A 16,590-nucleotide genomic window follows, 5' to 3' on the forward strand; every position below is an offset into this window, starting at 1 on the left:
TTCATTATTTTTATAGACCTATATTAAAATTCCAATCTTACAAATATACTTTATCTATATTATTAATATAGATAACTAGTATTATCCTATTTAATTCCTATAGTCCTCCTTTTCATATGTAACTCTCTATTTTGTACGATTCATTCAATAAAAAAAGCCATAAATTATTTAGAATACACTCCTGTATCCCTAAATAAATTTATGGCTTTTCTCAAATATCTCCGGCCTCTATTAACTTGTCGAATTTAATCATACCAAACCTATTGAAATTTGTGAATATTTTTTTCAGTACAGTGAAGCACATAAAACAATATTTCTGTAGTTACTTAAAAATCACATAATAAATTTCTCATTACCTCTTCCAATACTATATCTGGATTTACTACCGTTTTTTCCGAACGCCATCCGATAAAGCCATCTGGTCTAATTAATACAGCACCTCCATTCTCTATACCATATAATTTGCTAAAAATATCTTCTGGAACAACAAAGTCTCCACTTAAGCCAACACGATACCCTTTTATATTTATTCCTAATTTAGCTGAAACAGCATGTGCTGCCTCAGCCCAAGAACTATTTTCTACTCCTGTAAGTAATACAAAACTGTTACCGAATAAGTCTAATGTAGAAACTTTCTTTCCTTCATACGTTCCCCATAAATGCGGTGCTCGTGTTCCAGGTCTCCCGTTCAACTCTATGCTATCCATTCTATGTGGAGTGACTGAATTATCTATAATTGCCTCTGAACAATACTGATATCCAACTGTAACAGCTAAAACATCCATATTATTCAAACTGCCTTCCTCTCTATTCGCAGCACGAAACAGTAAACTACTTGCATAAGCTGTCGTTAATTTTGCAACAGAGTGTCTCTCTTCATGATATGTTTCTAACAATTTTGGTTTTGCCTTCCCTTTTATAACAGCCGCTAATTTCCAAGCTAAGTTATGCGCATCTTGTATTCCTGTATTTGAACCAAATCCTCCTGTTGGCGGCATAATATGTGCTGAATCTCCAACTAAAAAGGTTCGATTTCCTTGAAATTTCACCGCTGTACTTTCGGCCGCTTCCCACGGTAAAACACTTAATATTTTTGATTCAACATTTGTACTTCCAATTGCTATTTGAATAATTTGTTTACAACGTTCTATAGTGAAGTCCTCTAGCCCCTCTCCTTTTAATGGATCGTAGGCTACATGATAAATCCATTTTTTTACGTTATCAACTGGGATAAGTGCACCAAGAACCTCCGGATGAAGTACCATCGAAAAACCGAATGCGTCTCCTTGTATAAACTCTCTTAAATCAGCTTCAAAATAAATATTCATATAATAGCCACCAATGGTTCCACGCCCCTCAGTTTTAATCCCTAACTGCTCACGTATTTTACTTTTCGCTCCATCCGCTGCAATTACATAGTCACAATGTATGACACTTTCTTTTTCTGTTTCACGATTTCGAATCTTTGCTTTTGCCCCGTTTTCATTTTGTTCAAATGAAACTAATTCATGATAAAAAGATAGTTGCCCGCCTAGCGTTTTTGCTTCTTGTAACATCATCTCTTCTAAAATAATTTGATAACATGCAGTTTGTTTTGATGGACTAATCTTTTCTATTTTTTGAAGTAACTCTTCATCGTTTCTGTATTGCGTCGCTCTCATTTGTTCCAATTCTTCTTTATTCGCCTCAGCTATTGTATGAACCGCTATTCTTCCTCGGCAGTTCTCTAATGCTTTACCTGCCAATTTAATTCTTTGTTCCAAGCCTAATTCTCGAAATAACTCCATTGTACGTAAAGTAAGACCGCCTGCTTTCGGATGAATGGCAGTAGACGGATGCCTTTCAATAAGTAAGTACTCAATGTTATGTTTTGCAAGAAATAACGCAGACGCTAACCCAGATAATCCCCCTCCAACAATTAAAACTGGTACATAATTCGATTTCATATATTTACCCTCCACATCATTGTTCTGAGCTCAGTGACATAAATATAATCAAAAAAAACATTAAAATATAGACTTATATTTCATTTTGAATTATCATATAGATAGATTACGCCCCAAAATCCCTTTTACCTTTTCATACAGATATAATCCACCTGAATTATATCTGTATGAAAGTGTAAAACAAAAGAACGTACTTTACGTTGAACTATGTTCTATCGTAAAAATCAAAAATAATAAAAACATTATAAACGGTCGTAACCTTATGGATTATACAAGGTTACGACCGCTTATTTTATTGTTACATCATTTTTTGTTTTTAAAACTTCATCTATTGTGTTATGTAGTCCTTCCAATCCCTTTTCTATCTCCCTATAATTTTCAAAAATAAAAAATTCATTCGTCTCGATTTTCTTTCCCAATATTGCACCTCATACAACAATCATGTAGCATTACCGTATCGAAGTAATGGTTCGTTATCTTAAACCTTTCGACTAATTAGCAGGAGGCAAAGTGATTGAAATGAATAAACAAGAACAATTAAATATTATAAAAAAAGATTTTATTGATTCTCAAAAAGTATTATTGGCAATTGGTGATGAAACACGTCAAGCTATTTTATTAGTGCTAATGGAAACGGAATGTCAAACAGGATTACGTGTAGGAGAAATCACGAAGCAAACACACCTTTCCCGTCCAGCAGTATCACATCACCTTAAGATTTTACGAGAAGCTGGCATTATTTTAATGAGAAAAGAAGGTACAAAGAATTTTTATTATATTGATATACGTACAAAATTAGGTTTATTAAAAAATCTTGTATTAGATATTGAGAAGCTATTGCAAAACTTTTATTAAAACTTGGAGGTATAAGAAATGAAAGCAATGATAATTGATAGATATGGAAAAGTCCCAATGCGTATGGCAGAGGTACCTACTCCTGAAATAAAAGAGTATGAGGTGCTCGCAGAAATTCATGCAGCTAGTATTAACCCAATTGATTTTAAAATACGCGACGGAAAAGTAAAAATGTTACTGAAATATGAAATGCCCCTAATCCTTGGTAATGACTTTGCCGGTGTCATCACGAAGGTTGGATCAAAAGTAACTCGTTTTAAAGTTGGTGATGCAATATATGCTCGTCCAAGAAAAAATATGATTGGTACTTTCGCGGAGTATATAGCCATTCATGAAGATGATATAGCTTTAAAGCCGAAAAATTTAAGTTTTGAGGAAGCTGCTTCGATTCCACTTGTTGGCTTAACATCATATCAAGCATTACATGACATCATGCAATTACAAAAAGGACAAAAGATTTTAATTCACGCTGGATCCGGTGGTGTTGGTACTTTCGCAATTCAGTTAGCAAAAATAATGGGTGCTACTGTTACAACGACTGCTAGTGAAGCTGGTGCAAATTTAGTAACGTCTCTTGGCGCAGATGAAATTATTAATTACAAAACAGAAAAATTTGAAGATATACTAAAAAATTATGATGCGGTATTTGATACAATCGGCGGTGCAACGCTTGAAAAATCATTCAATATTATAAAAAGCAGAGGAAACATTGTTTCCGTTTCAGGTATGCCGAATGCACGCTTCGGTAAAGAATTTGGTTCAGGATTCTTTAAAACTCTCTTATTTTCATTAGCCAGCAAAAAACTTACTGCACTTGAAAAAAAGCATAATGCTCAATATTCATTTTTATTTATGAAGCCAAGCGGGGATCAATTACGTACTATTGCAAACTATATTGAAGCCGGAAAAATCAAACCGGTAATCGATCGAGTCTTCCCTTTTGAAGATGCGCAAAAAGCAATGGAATATTCAGAGTCTGGAAGAGCAAAAGGAAAAATAATTGTAAAAATTAAATAATAATAAAACCTCCATTTTCTTAAAATGGAGGTTTTAAATTTGCTGTTAAATAGACATAGTGCAATGAAGTCCTTACAATAGATTGCAAGGGGAAATATTATATTATACTTTTAGTTAACTTTACAAAGAATACATACGTACAAATACATAACTTAAAATACAAAAAGGAGGAGATACAATGACTAAAAATAATGAAACAGGTTGGAATTTAGATAATAGTTATACGACTTTACCACAATCATTTTATACAGAAATCCCCCCTACTCCCGTAAGTTCACCGGAGTTAGTTAAACTAAACCATTCATTAGCGATATCTCTTGGCTTGACCCCTGAAGAACTGAAAAAGGAAGCTGAAATTGCTATTTTCGCTGGTAATGCACTCCCAGAAGGAGCTCATCCATTAGCTCAAGCATATGCTGGCCATCAATTCGGACATTTTAATATGTTAGGCGACGGTCGTGCTCTTTTAATTGGCGAACAAATTACTCCTTCAGGTGAGCGTTTCGATATTCAACTGAAAGGTTCTGGCCCTACTCCCTATTCACGCCGAGGAGATGGCCGTGCTGCACTCGGTCCGATGCTACGTGAATATATCATTAGTGAGGCAATGTATGCACTTGATATTCCGACTACTCGCAGTTTAGCAGTTGTCACAACTGGTGAAGCAACATATCGTGAAACAAAGTTACCTGGAGCAATTTTAACTAGAGTAGCTAGTAGCCATATACGCGTCGGTACATTTCAATATGCTGCAGCTCGTGGTTCAATAGAGGACCTGAAATCACTAGCTGACTATACGATAAAAAGGCATTACCCAGAAATTGAAGCTCATGAAAACCGATATACTGCATTACTACAAGAAGTCATTAAAAGACAAGCCAGTCTTATCGCAAAATGGCAACTTGTTGGATTTATCCACGGTGTAATGAACACTGACAATATAACGATTAGTGGCGAAACAATTGATTACGGTCCTTGTGCATTTATGGACAATTACAATCAAGGAACCGTATTTAGCTCTATTGACACACAAGGTCGTTATGCATATGGAAATCAACCATATATGGCCGCATGGGACCTCGCTCGATTAGCAGAATCTTTAATACCAATTCTGCACGAAGATGAAGAAGAAGCATTAAAGATCGCCCAAGACGAAATTTCGAAATTTAGCGTACAGTATGAAAACCATTGGTTCCTTGGAATGAAAAAGAAATTAGGACTATTTAGTACCGAAGAACAAGATCAACCACTTATTGAGCAACTTTTAAAAATGATGGAGAAATATAAAGCAGATTATACAAATACATTCCGTTCATTAACTCTTGATGCTATTGAAAATACAGCTCTATTTGAAAGTCCTGAATATAAAGATTGGTACAAACTGTGGCAATCTCGATTAAAAAGACAAGAACAATCGAAAGAAAACGCCTACGAAATGATGAAAAATAATAACCCATCAATCATCCCAAGGAACCACCGTGTAGAAGAAGCACTAGAAGCAGCTGTTACAAATGACGACTATAGCGTAATGGAGAAACTTCTTGAAGCTTTATCAAACCCTTATGCGTATTCTACAGATCAAGAAGAATACTGCATTCCGCCTGCACCGACGAATCGCCCTTATCGTACTTTTTGTGGGACTTGATTAAAAATTTGTTTTTATTTTAACCCAAAATTTATTAAGTTAACTATTAATCACAAACTTAAAAGTTGCTTTCAATATTGAAAGCAACACATTTAGTATCCAACCTTAAACAAGTCACAAATTATAATTTGTGACTTGTTTAATTACCCACGTTCAATAGAAGATTTGTTTTGCAGGCATCGTTGTATCTTCAGAGACAGCATATGGATTTTCATTAGGTTTTATAATTATAAACATTCTACCATATCCACTGTGAGCTAATTTATTGCAAAGACCTTCTACCATAAAACCCCATAACTCCAGCTGCTATTCCCATTATAGATAATCCAAGTTTTTTCTTTATTTTAATGCTTCTTTTTCAAATATTCTCTTTTTTATTTCATAACTCATAAAAAAATACTTTTCTGCTTTTTCTATATTACCTACCTTATGAAACTCTAATGCCAGACTTTCGGTATATTCGTGAATATACTCCGATAAATTTTTTCTTTCAAAGTAAGAAAAACCTTCAAGAATAATTTTTTCTATTTTTTCTACCTCTAAATGCTGACAAAATCCCTTTAGAATTAAAAAGTGATATCTATATTCATCATTTTTTAATTCCTCACAAACCTTCAATCCACTTTCAATTAATTCCTTCGCTTTTTCTATTTCACCTAATTTATAATATTCTCTTGCCTCTAAAAAGATTGCTTTATAATGAGTAGGCATTTTTTTAGAAACCTCAGATAAGTGTCTAATTGCTAAAACTGAAAGATTTTGACTCGCATACAATAAACCTAAATTATGTCTGATTCTTAATACTAACATTTCAGCATCATTTTTTTGTAAAATGTTTATTGCTGACGCAATATATTCCTCACCTTTATCATGCTGCTTTAATTCCGAAAAAGATAATCCTAATATATTTTCGCACAGCGCTATGTTCACTTCATACCCTGCTTGTTTAACAAAGATATCTCTTGCCTTTGAAGCGTATTCAATAGCTGAATATGCGTAATGCAAGTGGTATTTTAATATAGCAACTCTATAATTAAACTCTGCATATTCAATTTCATCTGAAATATGCTCTAATAACCCTTCAGCTTTTTCAAAATAGTTGCTAGCTTCACTATAATTAGTAAGAATTGTATAATGAATGGCTTTGAATAAATAATAATAATAATTAGAATATTCATCATTCGGTTTAGGCAATGCATCTATTTTATCAAAAGCTTTTTTCAAATTACCTAAACCATCTATTAGCACTTTATATCGAAATTCTAACAGATAATAGTGAAATGAAACCTTTACATCTGATTCGATAATATAAAGCTTTTTATCGATCTCTTCTTTTAATTTTTTTGCTTCACTTATACGTTGAGCTCTAATATCTCGATACCAATCATTCAGCATCTTATTAATTAATTCATTGCCAGTGATTTGTATATTCATCAAATCCACTCTCCTTCTTTTAATTATCATAAAAATAACATAATTCGATTATTTGTATCTATCTATATATATATTTCTCAACAATTGAACAAAATTCATTCACTGAATTTTGTTCAATATTTTAATAGACCCGCTGTAAATATGAATACTTTTTCTTATAACCTCTGAATATGAGTATCCTTAAAATCCGTCTCATATTTCAATCCATATCCAAACATTCGATCCATTCCAATATGTGCTGTCCATATTAAGCCAATCATTATAACGGTATCTATCTTAAAATAGACACCTATTAGAACAATTAATATGGATATGATATATGTGTGACATACATTATATATTTTCGCACCAACGTGATTATTAATCCCATATGCTAACATTGATAGATCCGGCGCTAAAAGGAATACAAAAAATATAATCCAACTAAACTCATAGATCGAATACATATAAATCGCGGCTAAAAATACAACCATTCCTTCAAAATGTACAATACGTTTTTGCATTATTTATCATTCCTATTTTTCTATATTTATTAATACATTTTCATCGCTAAAAGTATTCTTTTCATTTTTTGCATTTTTTGACCAGATGGTTGCTAATATTGGCCCTGCAATGTTATGCCATACTGCCGCTAATACACTTGGGAGTGCAGCCGCCGGTCCAAAATGCGCTGTCGCCAGTGCAACACCTAAACCTGAATTTTGCATTCCTACTTCTATTGAAATAGCCCTTCTTGTCCCTTCGTCTAGTCCAAGTACGAACGCAGTTATATATCCGAGCAAAAAACCGAAAGCATTATGGAGCATCACCGCAATAAAGATAAGAAGTCCTGAAGAAGTAACGCTACTTACATTTGCTGAAACAACTGCAGAAACAATTATGATAATTGCTACAACTGATATTAAAGGAATAACAGTCATTCCTTTATTAACGATATGAGGGAAAAACTTTTTCACTACTAGTCCTAAAATAATAGGCGCAATAATGACTTGTACGATAGAAAGAAACATGGACATAGCATTTACTGGCATCCATTGCCCTGCAAGTAATAGTAGAATGAGCGGTGTAGCAATTGGTGCTAGTAACGTTGATACTGAAGTCATTGCAATAGACAACGCTAAGTTCCCTTTTGCTAAATAAACCATAACATTTGATGCAGTGCCACCCGGTACTGAACCGAGCAACACTAACCCAGCTGCTAATTCCGCTGGCAGATTCATAACGTAGGCTAGTACGTATGCGACAAGTGGCATAATAATAAACTGAGCACATACACCGATAATAACTGCTAATGGTTTTGTAGCTATGATTTTGAAATCAACAGCCTTCAATGTTAATCCCATCCCAAACATGACAACCCCAAGTAAAATCGTTATGTAACTAGTTAACCCGAGAAATGGCGCGGGAATGAAATATGCAATAGCTGCAATACAAATAACCCAAAATGCAAAATACTTTCCAGCTATATTACTTATCGCTTCTAGTACTTTCACCCGATCAGCCCCTATCTTTTAATTGAAACACCTTATTCGGATTCAAAATATTTTGCGGATCAAGAGCTTTCTTTATTTTCTCCATTACACATAATGCCGCCCCATGTTCTTCTTCTTGATACTTTCGTTTTCCGATTCCAACGCCATGTTCTCCTGTACATGTTCCTCCTCGTTTAAGAGCATACAGAACGATACTTTCGTTTATTTCGTCTGCCTTCTTTACTTCCTCTTTATCATTTGTGTCAATCATTAAGAGTACATGGAAATTCCCATCTCCAACATGACCTAGAATACCGCCAATAAGCCCTACTTTATCTAATACCTCTTTCGCATGTTGAATCGCGCCAGCTAATTCCGAAATTGGCACACATACGTCTGTACTCATTAGCTTTTTACCAGGATAACTATGCACGTAAGAGTACGCTAAGTTATGCCTTGCATCCCACAGTTTATTTCTTGCTGCTGTTTCCGTCTCAAACGCAATTTCTTTACATTTATGATCAAGAACGATTTCTTTTGTAAATTCAATATCTTGCTTTAACCCTGCTTCATTGCCGTGAAACTCTAAAAATAGTGTCGGTTCTTCTCTGTAACTTGTTTCATTGTAATGATTTACTTGTTTCATAGATAATTCATCAACGAGTTCAATTCTCGCGATTGGAATACCTGCTTGTAATATGTTAATTACAGCTTCTACTGCATCATTTATAGTTGGAAACGATGCCCTCGCAGCCATAACATGTTCTGGTATACCGTATACTTTTAAAGTTAACTCCGTGAAACATCCAAGTGTTCCTTCTGATCCTACGAAAATACCATTTAAATGATAACCTGATGATGACTTCGCCGCTAAATTCCCGGTATGTATTACCCCTCCATCCGCAAGAACGACTTCTAAATCTCGAACTTGATCACGCATTACACCATACTTTACTGCTGTCGTTCCGCTCGCGTTTGTAGCAGCCATTCCTCCTAACGTTGCATCAGCTCCTGGGTCTACACTAAAAAATAATCCATACTTTTTCAATTCTTTATTAAGCTGAGAGCGCGTCACCCCTGGCTGTACTCTCACAAGAAAATCCTTTTCTCTTATTTCAAGTATTTTGTTCATAAGAGAAAAGTCCATTGTAATTCCTTTTTCGTAAGGAATTACATGTCCCTCTAAACTGGACCCTACTCCAAATGGAACGACAGCTGTTCCGTGCTGAATCGCTATTTTCATTATCGCGCTAACTTCTTCGGTCGTTTTTGGAAAAACAACTACATCAGGTAAACTACTAGTATGATAAGATTCATCTTTACTATGTAACTCTCGTACTGTCATATTTATTACTACTCGATCTTCAGGAAGTATGCCTTTTAATTCATTTACTACATGTTCAATTGTTATTTCCATAATCAACTCTCCTTTTTAATTTTAAAACAAGTATACCATCTTTATACAAAATAATTAGAAAAATAAGATTATTAAACCTGAACATACAAAAAAGAACCTGCAGCACACGCTACAAGTTCTTTTTCACTACATTTTAAACGATTTCTTTATTAACAACATAAACCAAATTAAAGTAACTGCCATCAACGAATGAGAAAATCCTACAATATAAGTTAACCCTTTAAAGTCAGCTCCATTTAACTGAAGAAGCCCTCTCGCTGCTAGCGAACCTAACATTAATGTTAATGCAATGTTATGTAAAACAAACCACTTATTAAACCCTTGCACTTCATGAAACGCGAATACTTTTGCTAATCCTAAAGCAATTAAAAAGAAGAAAAAGCCAAGTACAAGTGTATGTGTATGCAAAAGATTTAACAAAGTAGATCCTAAAATCCCTTTATACTTACCATACTCCCTAGCGAAAATCCCTGATAATAAACCGATAATCAAATACGTAAACGATGCATTATATAATTTCTTCATTATGTACCTCCTTGAGTAGAATGTGTAGTGTGTCATATTTAGTAATAATGATAGTTATATAGTAAAAACTCCTAGTCACCTAGGAGTCATTGTATAAGCACCTCACTCTTTACAATCAATCCTAATTATAAAATATCTCTCTATACAAAACAAACGAACTTTATGTGAACAAACAAAGCCCCATTAAAATATGTTGCACTTTTGTTTTACACAATCCATACTAATTGTTATAACTTTTTAAAGGTGGTGTAATCATTGATAGTTCTTAAAACAGAACGTCTTAACCTTCGTTGGTTTGATATAAAAGACGCTCCTTTTATTCTTGAGTTAGTAAACGATCCTGCATGGATTCAGTTTATCGGTGACAAAGGAGTTAGAAACTTAGAAGATGCAAAAAATTATATTGTAAACGGTCCCATCGATATGTATAACAAACTCGGATTTGGCCTTTACTTAGTAGAACGAAAAGAAGATCTCACTCCACTTGGTATGTGTGGCCTTATTAAAAGAGATTCATTAGAAGACGTTGATATCGGATTTGCCTTTTTAGAAACATTCCGTTCAAAAGGATATGGCTACGAGTCAGCTTCTGCAATAATCGAATACGGTGTACAAAAGCTCGGCATGAATCGAATTGTAGCAATTACTTCTATAGATAACATCGCCTCAGGAAAGCTTTTAGAAAAAGTAGGATTACGATTTGAGAGGATTATTTCAGGGTCTGGAGAAGATTTAAAATTATTTGGGTATAACGCATAGTAAAGAAGGTCGCCGTGAATGGCGACCTTCTTTACTATTGTAATAATATTTTCCTACACATTGAGATTGCTTGTTGTATAAGGAAGCCTTTCTTTTTTCCATGCAAGAAATCCTCCCTTTAGATTCACCACTTCCTTTATACCAGCTCTTTGTAAAATACTAGCTGCTATAGCAGAGCGCAATCCGGTTCGACATTGTAAAACGATTGGGCAATCTTTTGGTATGCAATCTAGCTGCTTAAATAGATTTCCTAAAGGGATATGTATTGCATCATAAAGATGTCCTTCCTCCCACTCTTTTTTACTACGCACGTCGATTACCTTAACACTTCCATCTTTTATATGCGGATATAATTCAATTGATGTTTTTTCTTTATAACTTTCAAATCTATCAAGTCTTTTTATAACTTGTAAGGGTGCAAAAGCAATACTATTATCTAACCCAATAGATTCAAAGTCTCTAATAACCTCCTCCACTCTAACCTTTTCCTCATCTAGAATGATTAAAGTTTCTGTTTTATAATCTAGTAACCATCCACACCAGGTTGTGAAGGAATTGTTATACGGTATGTTAATTGATTTCTCGATGTGACCAGAAGCAAAACTCTCTACATCCCTTATATCAACTATTTGCTGAACGTTTCTCATAGCTTCTTGAAGTTTTTCTATTGTATTAATAGTAGTAACTTCTCTTTTCTTACGAATTGGAGGACCATACTTATTTAAATTCTTCATTAAAGAAAAATACCTTGGAGGCTCTGGCTGCCCCGTCAATAAAGTCGATACAAAATCACTTTCTTCATTACACTGAAATGCCCAATTGAACATCTTTTCATAACCTAAAGTAGAAGTTGGAATTGCTCCTAATGCTTTTCCACATGCGCTTCCTGCACCATGTGATGGCCATATTTGCAAATAATCAGGGAGTGTTTTTATTTTTTGTATCGAATCAAATAATTGTTTTGCTCCTATTTTTGCGGTATCTTTCATACCTACAGCGGTTTCTAGTAAATCGGGTCTTCCTATATCTCCTACAAATATAAAATCACCTGTGAATATTCCTATTGGCTTATCATTCGTATAGTTATTTTGACTTGTATCAGTTACTAAAAAAGAAATGCTTTCAGGTGTATGCCCTGGTGTGTGAATTACATTAAATTTTATATGACCTACTTTAAACTCTGTCCCCTCTCTAACCAAATTATATCGACCTTCGTTAAGATATTGATATTTCCAATCACAATCACCTTCATCAGATACATATAAATTGGTATGATAAAGAGTAGAAAGTTCTCTAGACCCAGAAAGAAAATCTGCATGAATGTGAGTTTCAGCCGCAGCAATTACTTCCATCCCCTCTTTCTTAGCAAAGTCTATATATTGTTCTATATAGCGACCTGGATCAATCACAATTGCTACGCCTTCCTTCTGACAACCAACTAAATAAGAAGCATGTGCTAATTTTTCATCATAAAAATATTTTAAAAGCATAGCTATTCCCTCCAAATAGTTAATTCAAAATGCTTTTCAATTTTTATAACCGCTTTCTCTCTTCCCTTATAGGATTCCTTTCAACATAAAGTTCCAATACATATATGGCAACATATATCTTTTAAGTAAAAACATACTATACCGTTCTTTCGCTTGATTGAACGGAAACGTTTCTTGAGGCTCATGTTCGTAGTTGAATTCAGCAAGTATAAGACTTTTATATCCTGTAATAATCGGACAAGATGTATACCCATCATATTTAGCCTGCAAATCTCTTCCGTTTAGTACGTCCATAATATTTTGTTTTAAGATCGGTATTTGTTTTCGAATTGCCGCTCCAGTTTTAGAGGTGGGTAAATTGGTACAATCTCCAAGTCCGAAAATATTCTTATACTGTACATGTTGCAAAGTATAAGGGCTTATATCTATCCAACCCTGATGATCACTTATCTCGCTCTCTTTAAGAAAATTAGGTGGCCCCATAGGTGGAACAACATGAATCATACTATACGGTACTGTTTCTCTTTTCAGTGTTTGCGTATCTTCAAAAATTGCTTCTTTCTTCTCCGCGATAATTTCTACTAAGTTTTTATTATAATTTGTTATTATTTGCTTTCTTTCTAGTACTTGTTCTAATGTATTAGCATAACGTGGAACCTGAAATATGTTAGCGTTCGCAGTATAAAACATTACTTCACTTTTGTTCCTTACACCGCTATTACAAAAATACTCTTCTGCCAAATACATAATCTTTTGTGGAGCACCACCGCATTTAATAGGAGTATTAGGGTGGGTAAAAACCGCATTTCCTCCTTTAAATTTTTCAATTTCTCTCCAAGTAGAATCAACATATGTATAAGAGTAATTGCTACAAACCCCATTAGTCCCAATAGACTCCTTCAAGCCTTTAATACCATCCCAATTTATTTGTATACCGGCTGCTACAATAAGAATTTCATACTCAAGCAGCAGTCCATCATCTAAAAGTAGCTTATTTTCTTCCGGAAACAACTTAACAACCCTTTTAGGAATCCAAGTTGCCCCTTTTGGAATAAGCACTTCTTGATCACGCATCGTACTTTCCTTTGAAACAATTCCTCCCCCCACTAAACTCCATAGTGGCTGAAAATAATGTTTTTTTGACGGATCAATAATCGCTATACTTTCTTTCAATAGGGGGATATTTCTTAATAAATGTGCAGTAGAAGATAGTCCTGCAGTCCCAGCACCAACGACAATAATTTTATAACTATCTCTGGTCTTCATTATCCTCTTCCTATCTAAATTTAATTTTTAAATTAACTAATTTGTGGCCGTATTTTCATCGTAGTAAAATTATTATACGTTAAAAACATCACATTTTTATCTTATTAAAATGAAAATTCTGTTAATTTTACCATCAACATTACTTTATGCGTAAATTCCTTATGTTACTTCTTTAATTTGTTTCAAACACTACAAACTTTATATTTTTCAATATTATACTGTATTCTAGCTACATTTAATTACATCACATGCCAATAGACATTGGATTATAAGTCACTTGAAACAAACTACATAGAAACATCCAGTGTCCACATATACAATAATAGGATGGTTTTATATTAATTAATCACTTATATAATTTTTCCTTACAGTTTATCCTTGTCTCAATACTCTCTCAAAGTATCCTTTGTCACTTATAAGAACCGGAATATTCAATTTAGCAACGCGAAAAGTTTGTTTTCAAATATTTTTGTTTATATAAATTTACAAATGAAATTATGGTTATTTAGTTTATATGTATGCAAATCCATCCTGTTGAGCTATTACTCTTTTAAAAACCTCATATGTATTATTTTTATTTAATTTTGTTTACACCCTTAAAAAAAACGAGCATATGATAGTATATACTAATCCGAAAGCCCTATAGTCTACTTTCTAAGAGCACTGATTTGTGTTCTTTTTTTTAATGAAGATTATGTTCAATTTTTGTTACATTATTAAAACTTCCATTTGTTACTCTGAAAAATTCCTCACTTTATAATTCCTATTCACAGTATTTTGACCTTGGAATAGCTAATTACTATATCATAGAATATCTTTTTCATTAAACCTTCTGACCATATTGTATTTATTAAACCTTTGTATTGTAGGATTTAATAGTTATCTCATTGATCATAAAGAGATAAAACCAGAAAGTGATTTCTATTAGTCCAAGCACTTCATGTTACTCCCACATACACTATAAAATGTTTGGACTTTATTACTTCAATTAAAATTTAAAGTTAGGAGGATTTATTATGGCAGATTGTACAGGTTTAGCTTGTTTTCTATTCTCTTCGTGGCCAACGGGAACAGTTGTTACAATTACTACTAGATCAGGTCAAATTATTGGACCTGCTACTTTTTCACTGTTCTTTCCGAATATATGTGCAGTAGTATTGGAAGAAGAAGATGTGATAACCCCTTCATCTACCAATACTACATTCATAAGTTGTGAAGATATAGAAAGTGTTACTTTAACCACTCTTTAAAATGATTCATATTTTTCTAGCTTAATCCATATTTAAGACATTCTAATGAATGTCTTTTTTCATGAAAAATCTAATCAGTATCCCCTGAGATGTAACATTCTATTGACCTATTATTTCAATAAATTGCTTTAATTTAAATTTTTTCTCTTCTAAAGGTTACTTGTCTACACATCGTTCTACAAAACTTCATATGATATAGTATATTGTTTAAAGGAGGAATAAATTTGTTCTTATGCAATTTATTTGGTTGTTCAGGTGGAGTATGTAGTATTTTTAAAAATTTACAGCCAGGCGAAGTCGTTACTGTGACTGGTAAATCTGGGAATATTATTGGACCTGCTATTTTTACAAATTTTAACCCTAATACTTGTATCGTCACATTAGAAGAGGAAAATTCAGTTACTCCTCCTACTACAAGTATTACTAAAATTAGTTGTAAAGAAATAGAAAGTGTTACGTTTATCTCATAATATATTTTAAACCTAAAGCAGGGGTTGAAATATGAAACTCTTATACATTACTTCTGGTTACTCAAAAATTTATCAATATCTAGATCAAAGCATACAAGGAACACTTATAGATCAAAATTTCGAATGGTTAGCGATACAACCGAGTGAATTAATACAACAATTGGATTTCATTACAACAACTTTTCATCCCGATATTGTATTCACCTTATTAGGTAATCATCTACCACAAAAAGCAATTCAATATTTTAAAAAATGGAACATTAAATTAGCTGTCTGGTTAACTGAGGATCCATTTTATATAGATACTTCTCTTCTTCTATTAAATAACTTTGATTTTATATTTACTATTGATAGCGAAGCACTTAAATATTACACAGCTTTAGGATATACCAATGTATATCACTTACCATTAGCAACTAATATAGACGTATTTAAACCTAGTCTAAAAAATATAAAATATAAAAGTGAAGTATTATTCATTGGCTATCCTTATCCAAACCGAGTAAAATTAATACATTTCCTTTTAGAAAATACCCCCTATCACTATACTATTATTGGCCGACATTGGAGAAATAAGTTATTAAAAAAATGGAAAAATCACCGAAGAATTAAAATTATAGAAGAATGGATTCCACCTCAAGAAGTTGCGCTCTATTATAACAACGCTAGTCTTATTTTAAATCCTCATCGTAGTCATCTATTTCCACAAAATAAAAATAAAAATAAAGTAAAAAATAATACTATTAATAATCGTACGTTTGATATTGCCGCTTGCCAAGGCTTTCAAATTATTGAAGAAAAGTCTGATCTTTTATCGTTCTTCAATAAAGATGAAATTATATCCTATAACAGCTTTGAAGACTGTTTAAATAAAGTATCTCTTTATTTGGATGACACGATTTCAAAAAGATTAATGGTTGAAAAAATTCATACAAAAGTGATAACACAGCATACTTTTCATAAGAGAATCCACTTTATAACAACTATTTTACAGTCACAGCTTTATTAAAATAGAAATCCCCTTGTGCATATAGATGCACAAGG

At 33.3% G+C, this 16,590-nt stretch carries 17 protein-coding genes; 7 read left to right on the top strand and 10 right to left on the bottom strand.

Annotated elements, in window-relative coordinates; translation table 11 throughout:
• Window positions 1-326: 326 nt before the first annotated feature.
• Together BCG9842_RS16995 and BCG9842_RS31810 are read right to left on the bottom strand one after the other, a co-directional pair.
• Entirely contained in the window at window positions 327-1,946 is a 1,620-nt protein-coding gene (locus BCG9842_RS16995; RefSeq protein ID WP_000841683.1) for an FAD-dependent oxidoreductase, read from the bottom strand.
• A gap of 287 nt (window positions 1,947-2,233) precedes the next feature.
• Window positions 2,234-2,365, bottom strand: a complete 132-nt coding sequence (locus tag BCG9842_RS31810; protein ID WP_000516656.1) for a hypothetical protein — start codon at window positions 2,363-2,365, stop codon at window positions 2,234-2,236.
• A 91-nt stretch (window positions 2,366-2,456) separates the two neighbouring features.
• Here BCG9842_RS31810 and BCG9842_RS17005 point away from each other — a divergent pair, with 91 nt between their 5' ends.
• The 3 genes from BCG9842_RS17005 (at window position 2,457) to BCG9842_RS17015 (ending at window position 5,463) form a co-directional block, all read left to right on the top strand.
• The gene (locus BCG9842_RS17005) at window positions 2,457-2,801 is read left to right on the top strand and encodes an ArsR/SmtB family transcription factor (protein WP_000571870.1); all 345 of its coding nucleotides are present in this window, start codon (window positions 2,457-2,459) and stop codon (window positions 2,799-2,801) included.
• A gap of 18 nt (window positions 2,802-2,819) precedes the next feature.
• The gene (locus tag BCG9842_RS17010) at window positions 2,820-3,818 is read left to right on the top strand and encodes an NADP-dependent oxidoreductase (protein ID WP_000646433.1); all 999 of its coding nucleotides are present in this window, start codon (window positions 2,820-2,822) and stop codon (window positions 3,816-3,818) included.
• A 178-nt stretch (window positions 3,819-3,996) separates the two neighbouring features.
• Window positions 3,997-5,463 carry a protein adenylyltransferase SelO gene (locus BCG9842_RS17015; RefSeq protein WP_000164912.1) on the top strand — a complete coding sequence of 489 codons (1,467 nt, stop codon included), beginning with the start codon at window positions 3,997-3,999 and terminating at the stop codon, window positions 5,461-5,463.
• Between the two features lie 153 nt (window positions 5,464-5,616).
• Here the strand turns inward: BCG9842_RS17015 and BCG9842_RS31815 are convergent, their stop codons facing one another.
• The 6 genes from BCG9842_RS31815 to BCG9842_RS17040 all read right to left on the bottom strand — a co-directional run bounded on the left by BCG9842_RS31815 (window position 5,617) and on the right by BCG9842_RS17040 (window position 10,311).
• Window positions 5,617-5,748 carry a hypothetical protein gene (locus BCG9842_RS31815; protein WP_000229165.1) on the bottom strand — a complete coding sequence of 44 codons (132 nt, stop codon included), beginning with the start codon at window positions 5,746-5,748 and terminating at the stop codon, window positions 5,617-5,619.
• Window positions 5,749-5,802: 54 nt separating this feature from the next.
• A complete protein-coding gene (locus tag BCG9842_RS17020; RefSeq protein ID WP_001025501.1) occupies window positions 5,803-6,897 on the bottom strand; it encodes a response regulator aspartate phosphatase in 1,095 nt (364 codons plus the stop codon).
• A 155-nt stretch (window positions 6,898-7,052) separates the two neighbouring features.
• Window positions 7,053-7,400: a DUF4260 domain-containing protein gene (locus tag BCG9842_RS17025; protein WP_001172057.1), complete on the bottom strand. Its 348-nt coding sequence runs from the start codon at window positions 7,398-7,400 to the stop codon at window positions 7,053-7,055.
• A gap of 12 nt (window positions 7,401-7,412) precedes the next feature.
• Window positions 7,413-8,390 (bottom strand): bile acid:sodium symporter family protein, encoded by a 978-nt coding sequence (locus BCG9842_RS17030; protein WP_000865816.1) that lies wholly within the window; start codon window positions 8,388-8,390, stop codon window positions 7,413-7,415.
• Between the two features lie 4 nt (window positions 8,391-8,394).
• Window positions 8,395-9,786 carry an FAD-binding oxidoreductase gene (locus tag BCG9842_RS17035; RefSeq protein WP_000406576.1) on the bottom strand — a complete coding sequence of 464 codons (1,392 nt, stop codon included), beginning with the start codon at window positions 9,784-9,786 and terminating at the stop codon, window positions 8,395-8,397.
• 126 nt (window positions 9,787-9,912) lie between these two features.
• Complete coding sequence (locus BCG9842_RS17040; protein ID WP_000737896.1) at window positions 9,913-10,311, bottom strand: DUF2871 family protein; 399 nt, start codon at window positions 10,309-10,311, stop codon at window positions 9,913-9,915.
• 255 nt (window positions 10,312-10,566) lie between these two features.
• Between BCG9842_RS17040 and BCG9842_RS17045 the strand changes: the two genes are divergently transcribed.
• Window positions 10,567-11,070: a GNAT family N-acetyltransferase gene (locus BCG9842_RS17045; RefSeq protein WP_000636434.1), complete on the top strand. Its 504-nt coding sequence runs from the start codon at window positions 10,567-10,569 to the stop codon at window positions 11,068-11,070.
• A gap of 53 nt (window positions 11,071-11,123) precedes the next feature.
• Here the strand turns inward: BCG9842_RS17045 and BCG9842_RS17050 are convergent, their stop codons facing one another.
• Together BCG9842_RS17050 and BCG9842_RS17055 are read right to left on the bottom strand one after the other, a co-directional pair.
• Window positions 11,124-12,560 (bottom strand): MBL fold metallo-hydrolase, encoded by a 1,437-nt coding sequence (locus BCG9842_RS17050; protein ID WP_000925289.1) that lies wholly within the window; start codon window positions 12,558-12,560, stop codon window positions 11,124-11,126.
• A gap of 66 nt (window positions 12,561-12,626) precedes the next feature.
• Window positions 12,627-13,826 carry an FAD/NAD(P)-binding oxidoreductase gene (locus BCG9842_RS17055; protein ID WP_000857328.1) on the bottom strand — a complete coding sequence of 400 codons (1,200 nt, stop codon included), beginning with the start codon at window positions 13,824-13,826 and terminating at the stop codon, window positions 12,627-12,629.
• 1,016 nt (window positions 13,827-14,842) lie between these two features.
• On the opposite strand from BCG9842_RS17055, the gene BCG9842_RS17060 reads away from it, so the two are divergent.
• The 3 genes from BCG9842_RS17060 to BCG9842_RS17070 all read left to right on the top strand — a co-directional run bounded on the left by BCG9842_RS17060 (window position 14,843) and on the right by BCG9842_RS17070 (window position 16,555).
• The gene (locus BCG9842_RS17060; protein WP_000752669.1) at window positions 14,843-15,076 is read left to right on the top strand and encodes a hypothetical protein; all 234 of its coding nucleotides are present in this window, start codon (window positions 14,843-14,845) and stop codon (window positions 15,074-15,076) included.
• Between the two features lie 224 nt (window positions 15,077-15,300).
• A complete protein-coding gene (locus BCG9842_RS17065; RefSeq protein WP_000477970.1) occupies window positions 15,301-15,546 on the top strand; it encodes a hypothetical protein in 246 nt (81 codons plus the stop codon).
• A 31-nt stretch (window positions 15,547-15,577) separates the two neighbouring features.
• A complete protein-coding gene (locus tag BCG9842_RS17070; RefSeq protein ID WP_000772272.1) occupies window positions 15,578-16,555 on the top strand; it encodes a CgeB family protein in 978 nt (325 codons plus the stop codon).
• The last annotated feature ends 35 nt before the right edge of the window (window positions 16,556-16,590 follow it).

It is taken from the genome of Bacillus cereus G9842 (genome assembly GCF_000021305.1).
GTDB lineage: Bacteria > Bacillota > Bacilli > Bacillales > Bacillaceae_G > Bacillus_A > Bacillus_A thuringiensis_S.